Annotated in this window: 19 protein-coding genes; 17 read left to right on the top strand and 2 right to left on the bottom strand. The window is 26.4% G+C overall.

Annotated features, from left to right (window positions below; genetic code table 4):
• Positions 1–56: 56 nt before the first annotated feature.
• Genes rnmV through AAHM99_RS03680 form a run of 3 tightly spaced genes read left to right on the top strand, consistent with a single transcriptional unit; the run spans position 57 to position 2,064 of the window.
• Positions 57–587: a ribonuclease M5 gene (gene rnmV, locus AAHM99_RS03690; RefSeq protein WP_342275370.1), complete on the top strand. Its 531-nt coding sequence runs from the start codon at positions 57–59 to the stop codon at positions 585–587.
• A gap of 2 nt (positions 588–589) precedes the next feature.
• The gene (gene rsmA, locus AAHM99_RS03685; protein WP_342275369.1) at positions 590–1,393 is read left to right on the top strand and encodes a 16S rRNA (adenine(1518)-N(6)/adenine(1519)-N(6))-dimethyltransferase RsmA; all 804 of its coding nucleotides are present in this window, start codon (positions 590–592) and stop codon (positions 1,391–1,393) included.
• Complete coding sequence (locus tag AAHM99_RS03680) at positions 1,384–2,064, top strand: GHMP family kinase ATP-binding protein (protein ID WP_342275368.1); 681 nt, start codon at positions 1,384–1,386, stop codon at positions 2,062–2,064. The genes rsmA and AAHM99_RS03680 overlap by 10 nt, the downstream gene beginning before the upstream one ends.
• Positions 2,065–2,079: 15 nt before the next feature.
• Here the strand turns inward: AAHM99_RS03680 and AAHM99_RS03675 are convergent, their stop codons facing one another.
• Both AAHM99_RS03675 and AAHM99_RS03670 read right to left on the bottom strand, forming a co-directional pair.
• On the bottom strand, positions 2,080–2,238 hold the full coding sequence (locus AAHM99_RS03675; RefSeq protein ID WP_339029997.1) for a hypothetical protein: 159 nt from the start codon (positions 2,236–2,238) through the stop codon (positions 2,080–2,082).
• A 29-nt stretch (positions 2,239–2,267) separates the two neighbouring features.
• Positions 2,268–3,800 (bottom strand): ABC-F family ATP-binding cassette domain-containing protein, encoded by a 1,533-nt coding sequence (locus AAHM99_RS03670; protein WP_342275367.1) that lies wholly within the window; start codon positions 3,798–3,800, stop codon positions 2,268–2,270.
• A 290-nt stretch (positions 3,801–4,090) separates the two neighbouring features.
• Between AAHM99_RS03670 and AAHM99_RS03665 the strand changes: the two genes are divergently transcribed.
• From AAHM99_RS03665 to ychF, 14 genes are read left to right on the top strand one after another with little or no spacing between them, the layout of a single operon-like run.
• On the top strand, positions 4,091–5,128 hold the full coding sequence (locus tag AAHM99_RS03665; protein ID WP_342275366.1) for a ribose-phosphate diphosphokinase: 1,038 nt from the start codon (positions 4,091–4,093) through the stop codon (positions 5,126–5,128).
• Positions 5,100–5,690 carry an aminoacyl-tRNA hydrolase gene (pth, locus tag AAHM99_RS03660; protein WP_342275365.1) on the top strand — a complete coding sequence of 197 codons (591 nt, stop codon included), beginning with the start codon at positions 5,100–5,102 and terminating at the stop codon, positions 5,688–5,690. The genes AAHM99_RS03665 and pth overlap by 29 nt, the downstream gene beginning before the upstream one ends.
• Positions 5,691–5,698: 8 nt before the next feature.
• On the top strand, positions 5,699–6,988 hold the full coding sequence (locus AAHM99_RS03655) for an adenylosuccinate synthase (RefSeq protein ID WP_342258757.1): 1,290 nt from the start codon (positions 5,699–5,701) through the stop codon (positions 6,986–6,988).
• Positions 6,989–7,003: 15 nt separating this feature from the next.
• A complete protein-coding gene (purB, locus tag AAHM99_RS03650) occupies positions 7,004–8,308 on the top strand; it encodes an adenylosuccinate lyase (protein WP_342275364.1) in 1,305 nt (434 codons plus the stop codon).
• Entirely contained in the window at positions 8,301–8,813 is a 513-nt protein-coding gene (locus AAHM99_RS03645; protein ID WP_342275363.1) for a phosphoribosyltransferase, read from the top strand. Before purB ends, AAHM99_RS03645 begins: the two co-directional genes overlap by 8 nt.
• Positions 8,814–8,815: 2 nt before the next feature.
• The gene (gene metG / locus AAHM99_RS03640) at positions 8,816–10,330 is read left to right on the top strand and encodes a methionine--tRNA ligase (protein WP_342275362.1); all 1,515 of its coding nucleotides are present in this window, start codon (positions 8,816–8,818) and stop codon (positions 10,328–10,330) included.
• A 13-nt stretch (positions 10,331–10,343) separates the two neighbouring features.
• Positions 10,344–12,221 carry a tRNA uridine-5-carboxymethylaminomethyl(34) synthesis enzyme MnmG gene (mnmG, locus tag AAHM99_RS03635; protein ID WP_425288800.1) on the top strand — a complete coding sequence of 626 codons (1,878 nt, stop codon included), beginning with the start codon at positions 10,344–10,346 and terminating at the stop codon, positions 12,219–12,221.
• Between the two features lie 3 nt (positions 12,222–12,224).
• Positions 12,225–13,811, top strand: a complete 1,587-nt coding sequence (locus AAHM99_RS03630) for an amino acid permease (protein WP_342275360.1) — start codon at positions 12,225–12,227, stop codon at positions 13,809–13,811.
• Positions 13,774–15,351 carry an APC family permease gene (locus tag AAHM99_RS03625; protein ID WP_342275359.1) on the top strand — a complete coding sequence of 526 codons (1,578 nt, stop codon included), beginning with the start codon at positions 13,774–13,776 and terminating at the stop codon, positions 15,349–15,351. The genes AAHM99_RS03630 and AAHM99_RS03625 overlap by 38 nt, the downstream gene beginning before the upstream one ends.
• Before the next feature lie 43 nt (positions 15,352–15,394).
• Positions 15,395–16,090, top strand: coding sequence for a 16S rRNA (guanine(527)-N(7))-methyltransferase RsmG (gene rsmG, locus AAHM99_RS03620; RefSeq protein WP_342275358.1), 696 nt, complete (start codon positions 15,395–15,397; stop codon positions 16,088–16,090).
• Between the two features lie 40 nt (positions 16,091–16,130).
• On the top strand, positions 16,131–16,904 hold the full coding sequence (locus AAHM99_RS03615) for a ParA family protein (RefSeq protein ID WP_339030015.1): 774 nt from the start codon (positions 16,131–16,133) through the stop codon (positions 16,902–16,904).
• Positions 16,891–17,763, top strand: a complete 873-nt coding sequence (locus AAHM99_RS03610; RefSeq protein ID WP_342275357.1) for a ParB/RepB/Spo0J family partition protein — start codon at positions 16,891–16,893, stop codon at positions 17,761–17,763. The genes AAHM99_RS03615 and AAHM99_RS03610 overlap by 14 nt, the downstream gene beginning before the upstream one ends.
• Positions 17,753–17,938 (top strand): DUF951 family protein, encoded by a 186-nt coding sequence (locus tag AAHM99_RS03605; protein WP_342275356.1) that lies wholly within the window; start codon positions 17,753–17,755, stop codon positions 17,936–17,938. Before AAHM99_RS03610 ends, AAHM99_RS03605 begins: the two co-directional genes overlap by 11 nt.
• Before the next feature lies 1 nt (position 17,939).
• A complete protein-coding gene (gene ychF, locus AAHM99_RS03600) occupies positions 17,940–19,037 on the top strand; it encodes a redox-regulated ATPase YchF (protein WP_342275355.1) in 1,098 nt (365 codons plus the stop codon).
• The last annotated feature ends 18 nt before the right edge of the window (positions 19,038–19,055 follow it).

Here is a 19,055-nt window from a genome sequence, read left to right as displayed (position 1 = left end):
ACTATAAATGTATTTTGAATACTAGTAATATACACGAGAAAGGTAATGTTAAGTCTATGAAGATAAAGCAAGTTATAATTGTTGAAGGTGTTACAGACACTGCCAAACTTAAGAAAATATTTGGAAATGATAATGTTGATACCATAGAAACAAATGGTCTTGCTTTATCTAAAAATACTTTAAATTTTATTTCTGATGTTAATAGCACACGTGGTGTAATTATATTAACAGACCCTGATGGATCTGGTTTAAAAATTCGCGAGACTATTAATATCTTTCTTAATTTTAAATGTTTTAATGCATTTATCAATAAGAAACGCATAAATAATTCAAAAAAAATTGGTTTAGCAGAAGCTGAGGATAACGATATAAAAGAGGCCTTATCTAATTTAATTTCATTTGATTCATTAAACTTAAGTATAAGCTGAGAAGAGTTTTTAAAAAATGAGTTCTATAAACCACAAGCAAGAAAAAAAATAGCTCAAAAGTATAATTGAAGTGAAAAAATAAACTCTAAGACCTTATTTAAATGGGTTAATTATATTAATCTAAATGTTGAAGAACTTAAAAAAATAGTAGGAGAATAAGAATGCAATATGCAAAGAAAAAGTTTGGACAAAACTTTATAACAGATAAAAATTTAATTAATAAAATTATTGATATTTTAGATCAAGATGAAGATCATTTAATAATTGAAATTGGGCCAGGAAAAGGAGCTTTAACAAAAGAGTTAGTTAAGAGATTTAATAAAATTATAGCCATAGAAATTGACAGAGATATGGAGAGTATTTTAAAATCAGAGATCAATTCTGAAAGACTTGAATTAGTAATTAATGATTGTCTAGAAGTTGATTTTAAGGAACTAATAGAGAAATATCAGTATAAAAAAGTTTCAATTATTTCAAATACTCCATATTACATCACAAGCGAAATAATTTTTAAAGCATTAAATATTTCTAAAAAATTAAATAAAGCAATATTTATGGTTCAAAAAGAGGTTGCTCAAAGAATTTGTGCAAAAGTTAATGAAAATAATTACAATAGTTTATCAGTAGCTGCTCAGCTTTACTCGGATATAAAATATGAATTTACTGTTAATAAGAATATGTTTAAACCAATTCCAAAAGTTGATTCTGCAATTATATCTTTTAAATTTAATAATACTAATTTAAATAAATTAAATGATAATGATTTAAAGTTTGTATCATTTGTAAGAAAGTTATTTAATAATAAGAGAAAAACAATATTAAATAATTTATCAGTTATTACAAATAATAAAGAGGAAGCTTTTAATATTCTTAATAAGGTTGAAATAAGAGAAAATCTTAGACCAGAGAATATTAGTTTAGATCAGTACATAAATATTTATAATGAGGTAAAGAAATGCTATTAAAAAGTTATGCAAAAGTAAATTTAAGTTTAAAGGTAAGTAAAAGCAAAAAAAAGCTTCACAAGATTAATTCTGTCTTTACAAAAGTAAATGATTTGTATGATGAGATAGACATTAAAAAATCTAATCAAAAAAAAGATTTAATAACTTGTAACTTTAAGCAACTAGAAAAAGATAATTTTGTTTATAAAGTTTTAAATTTCTTAAGAGATAAAAAAATTATTAATTCTTATTATCATATTGATATTTTTAAAAATATTCCTATTGGTTCTGGATTAGGTGGAGGTAGTAGTAACGCAATTACTGTAGCAAAGTATTTTACAAAAAATATTAGAATATTAAAAAAAATCTCAAAAATTATAGGTTCAGATTGCTATTTTTTTATATGAAATTTCAATACTGCAAGAGTAAAAGGCTATGGAAATAATGTTAAAAAGATTTCAGATGTTACTCAAATAAAAAAACGGGATTTAATTTTTACAAAAGTTAAATGTAATACAAAAGAGGTTTATGACAAGTTTGATGAAATTGAAGCTTGAAAAAATGTTTTAGAAAAAAACATGTTGGAGATTCCTGCTTTGCAACTGTATCCTAATTTAAAGAAATATAAAGAAATAGGTCAGATGAGTGGTTCAGGATCAACTTTTATTAAAAAAACTAGTTTATTAAAATAAACTAGTTTTTATTTTTTAAGCATGTCTTGAACAAACTTTAATGTTATCTAAATCTTGGTTAGCAACATTTTGTTGCATTTTCATAGCCAATACACTTGCAGCAGCTCCACCTTGATTTGTTTTTCTCATTTCCTCAACACATTTAAAACATGATGAATCAAATTCTTTTTTCATTATGTAAACCTCCCAGTTATAAAGTTATTCTACACTAAATCTGAAAAATCTAGTGTTCTATTTGCTCAGTTTGTAGAGAAGTTAATATCATGAGTTGTAAGAATTACTGTTCCCTTAAAGCTTTCTATTGCTTCCAATAAAGCTTCTTTTGCTAAAACATCAATATGATTAGTTGGTTCGTCAAGAACTAACAAACTACATGGAATCATACTTAAAGCTGCTAATCTAACTCTTGTTTGCTCTCCCCCAGATAATTTTTCCATGGGTTGCATCATTAATCCACTTTTAACACCAAATTGAGCAATTTTAGCTCTTGCTTCTGATTCAGTAATATCATTGAATTTATTAATTAAATATTGAACAGGACTAATTCCTCTTACGTCTTCAATTTGTTTAAAGTAAGCGTATTCAACAGCGTTTCCAAGTTCTACTTCACCTTTAAATGCAGGTATTTCTGTAGACATAGTTTTTAGAAATGTTGTTTTTCCAATACCATTTCTACCACTAATAATACATTTTTCTCCTTCTCTTAATTCAAAGTTAAGCTCGTGTAAAAGAGGTGAGTCATAGCCAATAATTAAATTATGAGCTTTTACAATAACATTAGTACTTGGTCTTTTATAAGAAAAAGAAAATTTAGGCTTTGTTAAATCTCTTCTCTCTTGTATTACATCAATTTTTTCTAATTGTTTTTGTCTTGATTGCGCTGATTTTGCAGTAGAAGCTCTTGCTTTATTTTTTGCAACATAAGTTTCTAGTTTTTTAATTTCTCTTTGTTGAGCTACAAAAGCTTTGTCATATTGTTCCTTTTGAATTTCTGCTTCTTCAATATATTTATCATAATTTCCAACATATCTTGTAAGTTTTAAATTATCAAGTGCGTAGATTATTCCACAAGTTTTATTAATAAAATCATTATCATGTGAAACCATTATGAAAGCCTTTTCAAAGGATTGTAGGAATTTTGCCAGTCATTTAACTTGTTCTAAATCTAAAAAGTTTGTAGGCTCATCAAGTAATAAAAAGTCATCTCCACTTAATAATAATTTTGCAAGTATTACTTTACCTCTTTGACCTCCACTTAGTTCACCCATTGTTGCTTGAAGTTTTTCTAAGCCTATTCCTAATCCAGTAACTAAATTTCCAATTTTTTTATCAATAGAATCAAAGTCATTTAAATTTAAAGTATCTTGATAACTTAAAGCTTTTACTAAATCATCTTCTTTATATTCAACAGCCATATCTTCATAAATTTTATTCATTCGTGCTTCTAATTCAAAAAGTTCTATAAAGGCTCCTTTTAAATATGCATCAACAGTTTCATTTAGATCAACATCTTGATGTTGATCTAAATATCCAATTTTTGTTTTTGAATGTATTTTTAATTCACCTTTATCACATAACATTTTTCCAGCTATTATGTTTAATAAAGTTGTTTTCCCAGCTCCATTTGGACCAATCAAAGCAATATGTTCACCTCTATTTAGTCTAAAGCTTGTATTATCATACAATTTTTTCCCACCATTGGCATGTATTAAATTATCTAAAAAAACTAATCCCATTTTAACCTCCATGATTATTGCAATAAAAAAAGTCCTTAAGACTTATAAATAAACAAGTATAGGAATTTTTATTAACTCCTATTAGATTATATATTAATTTCCTTTATTTAACTTTTTTCAAGTAATATTTATCTTTTTTATGAATTTAATTTTTTCAAATATGGCGTGTTTTATTTAATTTTAAGGTTTATTTAAATTAAATAATAAGTGTTATATTTAGGGTTTTTAAATTTAGCAAATCATAAAAGGTAGTTAAAAATTTGATATTATATTTAAGGAGACTTATATTTATGAACAAACAAGATATTAAAATTTTTGGTTTATCATCAAACAAGAATTTAACAAAAAAAATATGTGAGATATTAGGGGTTGAAGAATCACAAGCCAATACATCAAAATTTTTAGATGGAGAAATGATTGTTCAATCATTGGATTCTGTTAGAGGACAAGAGATATATATTGTTCAATCAACAAATCAACCAGTAAATGATAATTTAATGGAATTATTGATTGCAGTAGATGCTTTTAAAAGAGCAAATGCAGCTAAAATAAATGTTGTAATTCCATATTTTGGTTATGCTCGACAAGATAGAAAAGCAAAAGGTAGACAACCAATTACTTCAAGATTAGTTGCTAATCTTATTGAAACAGCTGGTGCACATAGAGTAATAACTGTTGATTTGCACTCTGCTCAAATTATGGGATTTTTCAATATTCCAACAGATAATTTTTCAACTGCTCAAATAGTAGCTTCAGAAATTATAGATACAATATCAAAAAATAAATTAGATCCATCACAGTGTATACTTGTATCTCCAGACCATGGAGGTTTATCAAGAGTACATGGTGTTGCAAAATATACAGGTAATATAACTAATGGTATTGCTGTTATTGCAAAAAGAAGACCAGAACCAAATAAAGCAGAAGTAGAATTTATTTTGGGAGATGTTAAGGATAAAACTTGTTTTATTATTGATGACATGATCGACACTGGGGGAACAATTATAAAAGGAGCTCAGGCTTTAAGAGAACAAGGCGCAAAAGATATACATATAATTGCTTGTCACGGTTTATTTAATGGTGAAGCTGTTTCAAAAATGCAAGCAGTGATTGATAATAAAACTGTTAATAGTGTTGTTGTAACAGATACAATTCAAATCCCAGAAGATCGTAAATTTAAAGGATTAAAAATTATCTCTGTTGCAAAACTTCTTGCTCGAATGATAAAAAGCTCATATGAAAAATCTTCATTAACAGGAGTTTATAATGAAGAGCAAGATAAAATAGTAAAAAGAGTTAATGGATATATTAAAGGATATAAAAAATAGAATGCCTAAATTAATTGTTGGTTTAGGTAATCCTGGAAAAAACTATTTTAAGACAAGACATAATGCAGGTTTTATTGCTATTGATGTTTTATTAGAGAAATATGGTTTTCAAAAAAGTGCAGAAAATTTTAATGCTGAAATTTTCTTCTCAAATATAAAAGGAGAAAAAGTACTTTTTGTAAAGCCACAAACCTTTATGAATTTATCTGGAGAAGCAGTTATATCAATATTGCAATATTATAAAATAGAAATTAAAGACTTTATAGTTTTGTATGATGATAAAGATTTGGAATTATCTAAAACTAGATTTAGAAATACTGGTAGTTCAGGTGGTCATAATGGAATTAAAAATATTATAAGTCATTTAAAAACTGAAAATTTTAATAGATTAAAAATAGGAATAGGCAATCCAGGAAATTATAAAATTGTGGATTGAGTATTATCAAAAATGTCAGAAGATGAAATTAATTTAATTAAAAATCAAATTTTAAATATTTCATCTTTTGTAGAAGAATTTATTTTTGAAGAAGATTTAAAAAATATTATGAATAAGTTCAATTAAGGAGAAAAATGAAAAAATATAATTCATTAGTTGTAGTTGGAGCCCAATGGGGTGATGAAGGTAAAGGTAAAATGACTGATTATTTTGCTCAAAAAGCAAATCTAGTTGTTAGATTTGCTGGTGGAGATAATGCAGGTCATGTTATTAATTTTAATGGTCAAAAGCATAAAGTTACAATAATACCTTCAGGAATTTTTAATAGGAGAGTAACAAATATAATTGCCAATGGTTGTGTTGTAAATTTATTAAACTTAGTTAAAGAATTTGAAATTATTAAACAAAGTGGAGTTGATTATGGTAATCTTTTAATTTCAGATAGAGTTCAATTAATTTTACCTTATCATGTGATGATTGATGAAGCTCAGGAAAATGAACGTGGAGAAAATAAAATAGGAACTACAAAAAGAGGAATAGGACCTGCTTATCAAGATAAAGTTTCTAGATTAGGAATAAGACTTGGTGAATTAGGTGAAGAAAACTTCAAAGAGCGATTTAAATTAGTTTTTGATTATCAAATGAAATTTCTAAAGAATATGTTTAATATCAAAGCTTTGGATTTTGAAAATACATATAAAGATTTAATTGAAGCATACAATAAAATTAAAGAGAGAGTAATTGATACTGACTCATTTATTGAATCAGCAATTAAAGAAGGCAAAAAAGTTTTATTTGAAGGAGCTCAGGGAGCTCTATTGGATATAGATCATGGAACTTATCCTTATGTAACTAGTTCTAATACATCTGCAAATAATGCTTCAACAGGTAGTGGAATAAGTCATAAATTAATTGATTCAACTATGGGTGTTGTTAAGGCATATTCAACTAGAGTTGGTGCAGGTGCATTTCCTACGGAATTAAATGATAAAATTGGTGATGGAATAAGAGAACGCGGTAATGAGTATGGTTCAAATACAAAAAGACCTAGAAGAATTGGATGATTAGATGCTGTTGCATTAAAACACGCAATTAGAACATCTGGGATAGACTCAATATTTATTACATTACTTGATGTTTTATCGGGAGTTGATGAAATTAATATTTGTATAAAATATGAATTAGATGGAAAAGAAATTAATAATTTACCTAGTGTAAATCAAAAATATGAAAGATGTAAACCAATATATTTATCAAATCCTGGCTGAAAAGAAGATATAACTAAAGTAACTTCATTTGATCAATTACCACATGCTGCTAGAAATTATTTAATGATGATTGAAAAAATATGTGAAATAAAAGTATCAGGATTTTCAGTAGGACCAGATAGAGAACAAACAATAATATTAGAAAACATTTTTTAAGTGAGGTAAATTAAAATGATAGAACGTTATGCTATAAAAGAAGTTGAAAAAATTTGAGCTGATAATAATAAACTTAATATCTGATTACAAGTAGAAATTAATGTTGTAAAGGCTTGAGCACAATTAGGCTATGTCCCGCTTGAGGAAGCAAAAAAAATTGAAAAAAGTGCAAAAGTTGATATTAAAAGAATGCTTGAAATTGAGCAAAAAACAAAACATGACGTTGTAGCATTTACAAGGATGATTTCAGAACAACTTGGATCAGAAAAAAAATGAGTTCATTTTGGATTAACATCTACAGATGTTGTCGATACTGCTCAAAATAAAATGATTCAACAATCAAATATTTTATTGGAAGAAGCTTTAATTAATTTAAGCGTTATTTTAAAACAAAAAGCAGAACAAACCAAAAAAATAATTATAATGGGAAGAACTCATGGTATGTATGGAGAACCAACATCTCTTGGTCTAAAATTTCTTTTATGATTTGATGAAATTCAAAGACAAATCATAAGATTAAAATTAGCAAGGCATCAAATAGAGGTTGCTAAAATATCTGGTTCTATGGGAAACTATGCAAATTTAGAACTTGAAGTTGAGGAATATGTTGCAAATTCAATGAATTTAAATTTAGATAATATATCTACTCAAGTTACTCAAAGAGATAGACATGCATTTTTAATATCTGTAATTGCTAATATAGCATCAACTTTTGAAAAAATAGCTACTGAAATAAGACATTTTCAAAGAAGTGAAGTTCAAGAAATATGTGAAGGTTTTGGTAAAGAGCAAAAGGGGTCTAGTTCAATGCCTCATAAAAAAAATCCAATAAGTTCGGAAAATATATGTGGTCTTTCAAGATATGCAAGGTCTTTTGTTAATACAGCCTTTGAAAATAACGTTTTATGACATGAAAGAGATATTTCACATAGTTCAAACGAAAGATTAGTTTTTCCAGATATTTATAATATAATCATTTATGTATCAAAAAGAATGACAAATACAATTAATGATTTGGTGATTAATGAAGATTTAATTGCCTTACATATTAATGACCAAAAAGGAATATTTTTTAGTCAAAGAATATTAACCTACATTTTAATGAAATATGAATTTTCAAGAGAAGAGATTTATGACTTTATACAAAAGTGTACTTTGGAATGTCAAACCTCAAAAAAAAGCTTTAAAGAAATTTTACTTAAAAATGGAATTATGAAATATATTTCATCAAAGAATGAATTAAATGAGCTTTTTGATATTAATTTTTTCATTAGAAATGTTGAAAAAATATTTAGAAGGGTGATGAATAATCATGGATAATCAAAAGTTAGTAACTTTAATAACAGAAGAAGAAATTAAAGCAGCAATTGCAAAGGTAGGAACAGATTTAGGTAAAACTTATGAAAATCAGCAATTAGTTATTGTGGCTGATTTATCTAGCTCATTTATTTTTATAGCTGATTTAATTAGAGAGTTGCCAATTGATGTGACAATTCAGTTTGTAACAACACCAAAAGAAAATGAAGATTTATTAATAGACCTAGGTTTAAAACATACTTTGACAGATAAAAATGTATTAATTGTAAATGATGTTTTAAATAAAGGTAATAGGCTAGAAAAATTACATAATCTTGTTGAAAAAGAAAAGCCTGCGAATATTCAAATTTTAAACTTAATTGAAAAAAACATTAAGGATAGAAAAATGGAATTAGAAAGTGCATCACTATTTAAATTAGAAGATGTATTTGTTGTTGGTTATGGATTAACTTATAAAGAAAGTTATAGAGGACTAAAGGGAATATATAGTCTTTCAATAGAAAAATAGTTATGAAAAAATATTTTTTTGTAACAACTCCTATATATTATCCAAGTGGAAACTTGCATATTGGTCATGCTTATACAACAACCTTAGCAGATGTTATTTCAAGATATAAGAAGGAAAATGGATTTGAAGTTTTCTTTTTAACTGGTTCTGATGAACATGGTCAAAAAATTGAAGAAAAAGCAAAGGAAAATAATTTAAAGCCAAAGCAATATGTTGATAAAATAGTTCAAGGTTTTTTAAATTTATGAAAGTTATTAAATATTGATTATAATCGCTTTATCAGAACTACTGATGAAGATCATGTGGCAGCCGTTAAAGAAATTTTTAGTGAACTATTAGAAAAAAAATTAATATATCCATCAACTTACAAGGGAAAATATTGTATTAGTTGTGAAGAATTTTTAACAAAAGAACAAATGGATGAGTCATATAATCATTTTATTTGTGGTAAAAAAGCTGAAGATTTTGAAGAAGAAACATATATGTTAAAAGTCTCAAGTTTTAAGAAGTATTTGCAAGAGTTATTTACTACAGATTTCTTAGAGCCAGAATCAAGAAAAAAAGAGATGCTAAATAATTTTATTAATAACGATTTAGAAGATTTATCAGTTACAAGAGTAAGCTTTAATTGGGGAATTCAAATAAAAGAAAATCCAAAACACGTAATATATGTATGATTGGATGCACTTTCAAATTATATTACTGCGTTAGGTTATAAATCAAAAAATGATGAACTATTAAAAAAATTCTGATCAAAGGATACTGAAATTTTACAAATTATTGGAAAAGAAATTACAAGATTTCATTCAATTTATTGACCAGTAATATTAAACTCACTTGGTTTAAAAACTCCTGATAAATTATTATCTCATGGTTGAATATTAAGTGGTGATAAGAAAATGTCAAAATCAATTGGTAATGTTTTAGACCCAATTGAAATAATTAATAAATACTCAAGTGATGCATTACGATTCTATATAATAAATAATTTACCTACAGATAAAGACGGAAGTTTTACAAATGAATTATTTATAGAATCATTTAATAATAACCTTGCAAATAATATTGGAAATTTAATTTCAAGAGTATCTAATATGATAATTAAATATTTTGACGGTTTACTTCCAAATAAAAATGTTTTAAATCATTGATTGGTTAAAAATGCTTTTGAAACAATCGAAAATTATAAAGAACAAATGGATAAATATAATATGTCACAAGCAACTCAGATTATTTTAATGTTAGCACAAGAATGTAATAAATTTATTGAAGATGCAAAACCTTGAACTTTAGAAAAAGAAAATAAGACTGAAGAGTTACTAGAGGTATTATCTGTTTTACAAAAAAATATAGTTATAATTTCTTATTTATTGAAACCAATTTTAGTTAATTCATATCCTGATATGATAAATCAGATGGGATTAGATCCAAAACAAATTAATTTTAATAATTTAAAAGAGGATTTTAAATTTAAAAAAATAGTTGATAAATTAGTATTATTTGAAAGAATAAAATAAAAGAGAAGGAGGCGTGCACATGCAAGCTGAAATAGTTGTAGTTGGTGCAGGCCATGCTGGTGTAGAAGCAGCATTAGCTTCTGCAAGAATGGGAAAAAAAACAATTTTAGTTAACTTGTATAAAGATAAAATTGCAACAATGCCATGTAATCCATCAATTGGTGGTCCAGCTAAAGGAATTGTTGTAAGAGAAATTGATTCACTTGGTGGAGAAATGGGTAAAGCTGCGGATGCTACTGCAATGCAAGTTAAACTATTAAATTCTTCTAGAGGACCTGGTATTTGGGCATTACGTGCTCAATCAGACAAAATTGAATATTCAAAGTATATGGAAAATGTTGTTAATAATCAAAAAAATTTAGAATTAGTCGTTGGAGTAGTTAAAGATATATCTTTGGATTCAAATAATAATATTAAGTCAGTTATACTTGAAGACAAAACTGAAATTCATTGTAGTGCAGTTATATTAACTACTGGAACTTATCTCTCTTCTTTAATATATCGAGGTGAAGAAAAATATGAAGGTGGTCCAAATGATGAAATTACAACGAAATCATTAAGTGAAACATTAGTTAAACTCGGACTTAGAACTTTTAGATTTAAAACCGGAACACCTCCAAGAGTTAAAATGAACTCTATAAATTTAGAAGAAGCATTAATTGAACCCGGTACAAATGAAGAGTTAGCTTTTTCTTTTTCTACAAAGAAATTTTTATCATTTGAAAAACAAGAAGTTTGTTATTTAATTCATTCAACTTCAAAAACTAAAAAAATTATTGAAGATAATTTACATAGGTCAGCAATGTATTCTGGAGAAATTGAGTCTGTAGGACCAAGATATTGCCCAAGTTTTGAAGATAAAATTGTAAGATTTAGTTCAAAAGAAACTCATCAAATTTTTTTAGAGCCAGAATCAAAATCTTTGGATACTTTTTATGTTCAAGGATTCTCAACTTCTATGCCTATTGAGATACAAGATAAGATGCTTAGAAGTTTACCAGGTTTTGAAAACGTTGTAGTAGATAAATGAGCTTATGCAATTGAGTACGATTGCATTGATCCTCAACAACTAAAATTATCTTTAGAATTAAAATTGATAGGTAATTTATTTTTGGCAGGTCAGATTAATGGAACTAGTGGCTATGAAGAAGCTGCAGGTCAAGGTTTAATTGCTGGAATAAATGCAGTAAGAAAAATTGATAATTTAAAACCTCTAATTTTAAAAAGAAATGAATCTTATATAGGAGTTATGATTGATGACTTAATTAATAAGGGAGTAATTGAACCTTATAGATTACTTACAAGTAGAGCAGAAAATAGATTAACTTTGAGAAATGATAATTCTGAAATACGACTAAAAAAATATGGCTATGAAGTGGGTTTAGTTTCAGAAAAAGAATGAAAACTACATCAAAAATTTGAAAGAGAAATTTTTGAAAAAATGGATTTATTAAAAGAAGTAAGATTTAGTCCTAAAACAGATTTAGCAATAGAATTAAAAGAAACTGGTCAAGCTGTTTTAACTCAGGGATTTAGTGCTTATGAAATTTTAAAACAGCCTAAAGTAGATATAAATATTTTTAAAAAATATATTAAAGAATTAAATGAACTTTCAAAACAGCAGCTTCAAACTTTATTAATATTAATAAGATTTGAAGGTTATATCAAAAAGGAAAATGAAACAATTGAAAAATTCGTAAAACTGGAGAATAAAAAAATACCTAAGGATGTTGATTATTCAAAAGTTGAGAATATTGCTTTAGAGGCAAGACAAAAGTTGGAAAAGGTTAAACCTACTTCAATTGGTCAAGCTTCAAGAATAACAGGAGTAAATCCTGCAGATATTCAAATGTTACTATTTCACTTAAAAAGGAAATATAATGAGGTATAATTCATGATTAATGTTAATAAGAAAAATAAAACTAAGAACAAGATTTTTGAATTTTTATCTGTTTTCTCAATGACTTTTGGAATAGTTGTTGGTAGTGGAATTTATTTAAAAAATGCTGGAGATAATGGTGTACTTGCAAAAGCTGGGAATAATCCCTATTTAGCAATAGCTGTTTGAACACTTATGGCATTTTTTTGTTGTTCAATGATGTTATCTTTTATAGAGTTATCAAGTTCAACCAAAAAAGGTGAACATAATACCTTAACTGCTTGAGCTGGAAGATTTCTTGGGAGAAGATATGGCTCATTAGTAACAATACTATATGCCATTATTTATCTTCCAGTTTTAATAATAATTGGAGCATTATTTACAACCAGTAGTTTTTTTCAATCTATTAATATTATTTATGAATTCTCTACAGGTAAGGAAAGTTGATTAACAGGAGATACAAAAATTATTGTTGAAATATTTGTAGCTTCATTAGTATTAATTTTATTTCAAATTGTTAATACTTATACAACCAAGCCAGGTAAAATTCTGCAAACTACTCTTTCTTTTTTAAAGTTTATTCCTTTAATTACTGTCTTAATAGCAGGAATTACTTTTTTCTCGCTTGGTAAAGAAAGTTCATTTGATCCAGAAAAAGTAGGAGGTTTTCAAATTAATAATATATTTTTGACCATGGTTCCAATTATGTTTGCTTTTGATGGCTTTCTAGACTCAGCTGCAATACAAAAGGATTGTGAACATAAAGAAGTCGTAGCTCCAGCTATGATGACTGGAATTGTTGCGGTTTCTATATTTTATATAATAATTAGTGTTGCAATTTTTATGGGAGCTTCTGATGGGAATATATTAAATATTTTTAAAAGAGAGGGTATAGATCCAAGAATTCATTTTACTTTTAATTTAATAATTACTTTAACTTTATTGACAATGGTAAATGCATATAGTGTTATTTATCCAATAGTTATAAGAGCTTCAATTGAAGAGAAATTTGTTTATTCCAAAAAAAATGGAGTAGAATTGTCTAAAATAAAATCAAGTTGAATCTCAATATTAATTGTTTTTATATTTTTTATTGCCTTTGTTGGTTCAAGTTTATTACTACCAAAAAGTATAACTGGAGATGACTCTTACTTATATACAGCATATTTATCTTCTGACTCAACAATAATAATTGTTTACTTATTTCACATTCCTTTGTTAGTGCAAATGCTTATAAATAGAAAAACCAAAAAAATTGAAGTTAGAAAAGTCAGAGGGGCCTATTGTGCGGCAATATTTTCTTCTTCAATGTTAATTTTGACTTTGGGTTACATTTATTATTTAAATATTATAAAATCATTAATAGATGGACAGCTGGTATCTCCAATAATGTGATTTGTATTTATAATAATATTAGTAGTTTTTTGGATTATTAATGAAATGATTATTTCAAAAAATAATATTGAAATAAATGATTTTCATTTTAGAATAAATCCAAAAAATTGATTTAACTATGATAAGCAAAAATGTTTAGATATTTTTAATGCTAGAAAGGTTTTAAAAAATGATAAAGGTAAACAAAGTAAACAAGGCAAAAAATAAGTCATTTGAATTTTTAACTATATTTTCAATGGTTTTTGGAATTGTAGTTGGTAGTGGAATCTATTTAAAAAACAAGGTAGAGGCTGGTGGAGTATTACATGAAGCTGGAAGGAACCCTTGATTAGCACTAACTGTTTGATTATTTATAGGAGTTTTATGCTCACTTATAATGTTAACTTTCATTGAAGCAGCATCTGCAACAAAAAATGATGGCCATTCTACAGCTCAAAGTTGAGCAAATAAATTTATTAATAGAAGAACGGCTTCTTTATTTTCTATTTTATATATTTGTATGTATCTTCCGATTTTAGCTGGTTTGGGAGCGCTATTTACAGTTAAAACGGTCTTTAGTGGAATTAACTCATTTTATTTTATTGTAAATGAAGAAAGTCTAATTTTAAAAATTGGAAAAGTACAATGGATGTCGTTGGAGTTATTTTTCTCAACATTAGTATTAATTGGTTTTTCATTAATGAATATTTTTACCCATAAACCAAGTAAACTTATTCAGAGTATTTTTACTATTGTTAAGTTTTTACCTTTAATAACTATTGTAATTGGTGGGTTTACACTCTTTGCAATTAACTCAGATGGCAATAATTCATTTAATCCTCCATCAGACTTTGAATCGTGACAAGTAAATACTTTTTTTGGAACAATGATCCCAATACTATTTGCATTTGATGGATTTATTTATGCAGCAACTTTACAAAAGGATTGTGAACATAAAGAAGTTGTAGCTCCAGCAATGCTTTCTGCAATTATTGCAGTGACATTGTTTTATATAATAATTACTATTTCAATTTTTTTTGGAGCAAATGATGGAGATGTATTTAAGTTATTTGATAATATGTTTAGTAAATCTCCTTGAGTATCTTTATTATTCAAAATTGTAATTGCTTGTACAATTTTGACAACTGTAAATGGTTATACAACTTTAATCCCTAAAACAGTTCAATCTGGTGTTCAAGAAAAATTTATTTATTCAAAAAATGGGAAAGATAATATTAGCTATGTAAAATCTGGTTTTATTGGAATGGCAATAACAATGTCAATTTATGTATTATTTATTACAATATCAATTTTAATTGACTGAAATAGTGCAGAAATTAATTACTTCTTAGTTGCAGACTATTCCTCAAATAGTACAGTAATGTTTGGTTTTGTAGTCTATTTAATATTAATGATTTTTGTATTACATAATAGAAAAACCAAAAAAGTAGAGACTTTAAAAATCAAGGGTGGTTTTGTAATTGGAATAATAACATCAACAATATTATCTATTATAATGGCATATGCATATTATGACTTTTTAATTGGCAAGTTTATGTCAAATGATTTAAAGACAATGATTGATCCTATTTTATTAATATTTTTTGCTATGATACTCGCGATAGCTTGAATAATTAATGAAAGTTTAATTTCAAAAAATAATATTGATGTTAATGATTTTGTTTTAAGAATTAAACCTAAAAATTGATTTAATTATAATAAAGAGTTAGAAATTGAAAAATTTAAAAGTAAAAGTAATGTAAAATAAAAAAGAAATTAATCTTTTTTATTTTTTTTAGAGGAGTGATTAAATGGATTGAAATAGATTTGAAGAATTAAATATTGAGCTAACTGATTATCAAAAAAATTTATTATTAAACTATAAAAATATTTTGCAAAAAGAGAATGAAATTCATAATCTTACTGCAATTGTTGAAGATCAAGAAATATTGGATAAGCATTTTTTTGATAGCTTATTATTTACAAAAGTTTTTAATCCAGATAATTTAGAAATACTTGACATAGGAACAGGTGCTGGCTTTCCAGGAATTGTAATAAAAATATTCTATCCAAATACAAAAGTATTTCTTTTAGAATCAAACTCTAAAAAAATAAATTTTTTAAAGAAAGTAATTTTAGAATTGGATTTAAAAAATATTTCAACTATAAATGCTAGAGCAGAAGAGTACACAATAGAAAATAAAGAAAAATTTGATGTAATTATTTCAAGAGCAATGGCACCGCTTAATATTTTGTTAGAAGTGGGTGTACAGGGTTTAAAAATAAATGGAACTTTTATATGCTTAAAGTCTAAAAATGTAAATGTAGAATTAAATGATTTGAATAATCAAGAAAAAAAATTAGGATTAAATTTATTTTTAAAACAAGAATTAAAAGATGAAGTTTTAGGAGAAAGAAATAATTTGTTCTATTCAAAATATAAAGAAACACCCTTAGAATATCCAAGACAATATAGTCAAATTAGAAAAAGACCTTTGGGAAAATAATAAATATTTAATATATAATAATGATTATGAGAGGTATTTTATGGCAAAAGTAATTTCAGTTTCGAATCAAAAGGGTGGTGTTGGTAAAACTACAACCTCAGTAAACTTAGCATGTGGCCTTGCTCTGGCAAATAAAAGGGTACTACTTATAGATATGGACCCTCAGTTCAATGCAACAACAGGAGTGGGCTTTGAAATAGATAGTAATACCTTAAGTATGTATCATGTCTTTGTGGGAGAAAAAACTCTTGGTGAAGTAGTTATCAAAAATATTAAAAAAAATATAGACTTGGCACCAAGTTCAATTGATGTGGCAGCAGTTGACCTTATTCTTTTAGAACAAAAAAATAATAATCAAAATGTTTTAAGAGAAGAAATTAATAAAATTGGGCATAATTATGATTTTGTTATTATTGATTGCCCACCAAGTTTAGGATTAATTAATAGAAATGGACTTGCAATTTCTGATACAGTATTAATTCCCATACAAGCAGAGCATTATGCAATGCACGGAGTGGCGCAATTATTAAGAACTATTAAAAAAGTAAAAGAGACATTAAATCCAAATCTTACTATTGAAGGTGTATTAGTAACAATGTTTGATTCAAGAACAAAACTAGCACACGATGTTTTAGAAGAAATAATGAAAACGTTTGGACCAAAGGTTTACAAATCAGTTATTCCTAGAAATGTTAGAATATCTGAATCTTCAATGGAAGGTAAATCAATATATGAATATGATAAAAATGGAGCTGGCTCAATTGCTTATATTGAGTTTGTAAAAGAGGTGTTAAAAGAAAATGGCCAAAGCTAAAGGAAAATATAATTTTAAAGGATTAGATGATATTTTTGGAGAATCAGTTTCAGATATTATTGGTGTTATTGAAAACGATAAAAACAAAGTTGAAGATAATAAGACAATGATAGATATAAAAGTTCTTGTGGCAAATCCATATCAACCAAGAAAGAACTTTGAAAAAGAGGAATTAAACGAACTGGCAAGTTCAATTAAAACACATGGGATAATTCAACCAATTATAATTAATAGTAAGAATCAAATTATTGCAGGTGAAAGAAGAACTAGAGCTGCTAAGTTGGCAGGACTTAAGAAAATTCCTGCAATAGTTTTAGAACTAAGTGAAAGTCAAATGGAAGAGTTTGCGATAATTGAAAATATTCAAAGAGTTGATTTATTGGATATTGAAGAAGCAGTTGCATACAAAAAGCTTTCAGATAATTTAAAACTAAAACAAGAAGATATTGCAACAAGAGTTGGTAAATCAAGATCACATATAGCAAATATTATGAGACTTTTAAATCTGCCTGAAAAAGTACAAGATGCTATGTTACAAAAGAAAGTATCAATGGGTCAGGCAAAACCTTTATTAGCAATTGTTAATAATGAAAAATTATTAGATTCTATATTTAAACAAATTTTAGAAAAAGATTTAACTTCAAGAGAAGTAGAAAATTTAATTAAAAAAAGTAATTTAGCAAAAAATGAAAAAAAACAAGATTCTAAAAATAACTCAATAGTTCATATGGAAAATAAGATGATGAGAAAACTTGGAACAAAAGTAAGTATTGAAAATGGTAAGTTAACTATTAGATATTCAGACGAATCTGATTTAAATAGAGTTTTAGAGATTTTAGGATTAACTAATGAAGATTAATTTAGGAGATAAAGTATTTTTAAAAAAACCTCATCCAAGTAAAACCATATTTTGAATTGTTTTAAGGATTGGTACTATTTATAAATTGCAATCTAATATAGATGAAAAAATAATATTAGAATTTCAAAAAGATGATCTTTTAAAAAAAATTAAAAAAGTAGAAAGTGGAGAATAATATGGGATTACAAGTAGGGATAGTTGGTTTACCAAATGTTGGGAAATCCACTTTATTTAATGCAATTACAAATTCAAAAGTTGAAGCAGCAAATTATCCATTTGCAACAATTGAACCAAATGTTGGGGTAGTAGAAGTACCAGATTGAAGATTAGATAAATTAGCTGATATATTCAAATCAAAAAAAACTATTTATACAACAATTGAATTTGTTGATATTGCTGGTTTAATTGCAGGAGCAAGCAAAGGTGAAGGATTAGGTAATGCCTTTTTAGCAAACATTAGAGAAACAGATGCTATCTGTGAAGTTATTAGATGCTTTGATTCAAAGGAAATAACTCATGTTGAGGGAAGCGTTGATCCGATAAGAGATATTGAAATAATAGAGCTAGAATTAATTTTATCTGATGAAGCAACTGTTAAAAAAAGACTTGCAAAAGTTGAACCAAAATTTAAGTCAACAAAAGATAAAGAAATCATCTTTGAGTATACTTTACTTAAAAAACTGGCAACTCAACTTTCTGATGGTAAGTTATTAAATAAACTTGATTTTAGTGAAGAAGAAAAAATTGCTTTAAAATTATTTCAACTTTTAACAACAAAAAAATTTATTTATGTTGCTAATGTTGGTGAAGACGAAGTTAGAGAAGATAATAATTATGTAAAGCTTGTTAGAGAATATGCTAAATCATGTAATTCACAAGTTGTTAAAATTTCTGCAAAAATTGAAGAGGATTTAAGTGAACTTGAAAAAAATGACAAAGAGGTTTTCTTACAAGAAGCTGGAATTGAAGCGTCAGGACTTGAACAATTAATCAAAGCTGCATATTCAACACTGGGGTTAAAGACATATTTTACTTGTGGTCCTCAAGAAGCAAGAGGATGACAGTTCAAAGATGGTTTTAATGCTCCACAATGTGCTGGAATTATTCATACAGACTTTGAAAAAGGTTTTATTAAAGCTGATGTTTATAAGTGTGAAGATATTTTTGAACTTGGAGATGAACAAAGTTTAAAGAATAGCGGAAAAATAAAACTTGAAGGAAAAAACTATATCGTTCAAGATGGAGATGTTTGTTTTTTTAAATTTAATAAATAGCATTAAGGATTTATAACT

The organism is Spiroplasma endosymbiont of Cantharis lateralis (assembly GCF_964030855.1).
In the GTDB taxonomy this organism is placed as follows: Bacteria; Bacillota_I; Bacilli_A; order Mycoplasmatales; family Mycoplasmataceae; genus Spiroplasma_A.
Note: the sequence above shows the minus strand (reverse complement) of the source record. Positions and strands in the feature narration are given on the sequence as shown.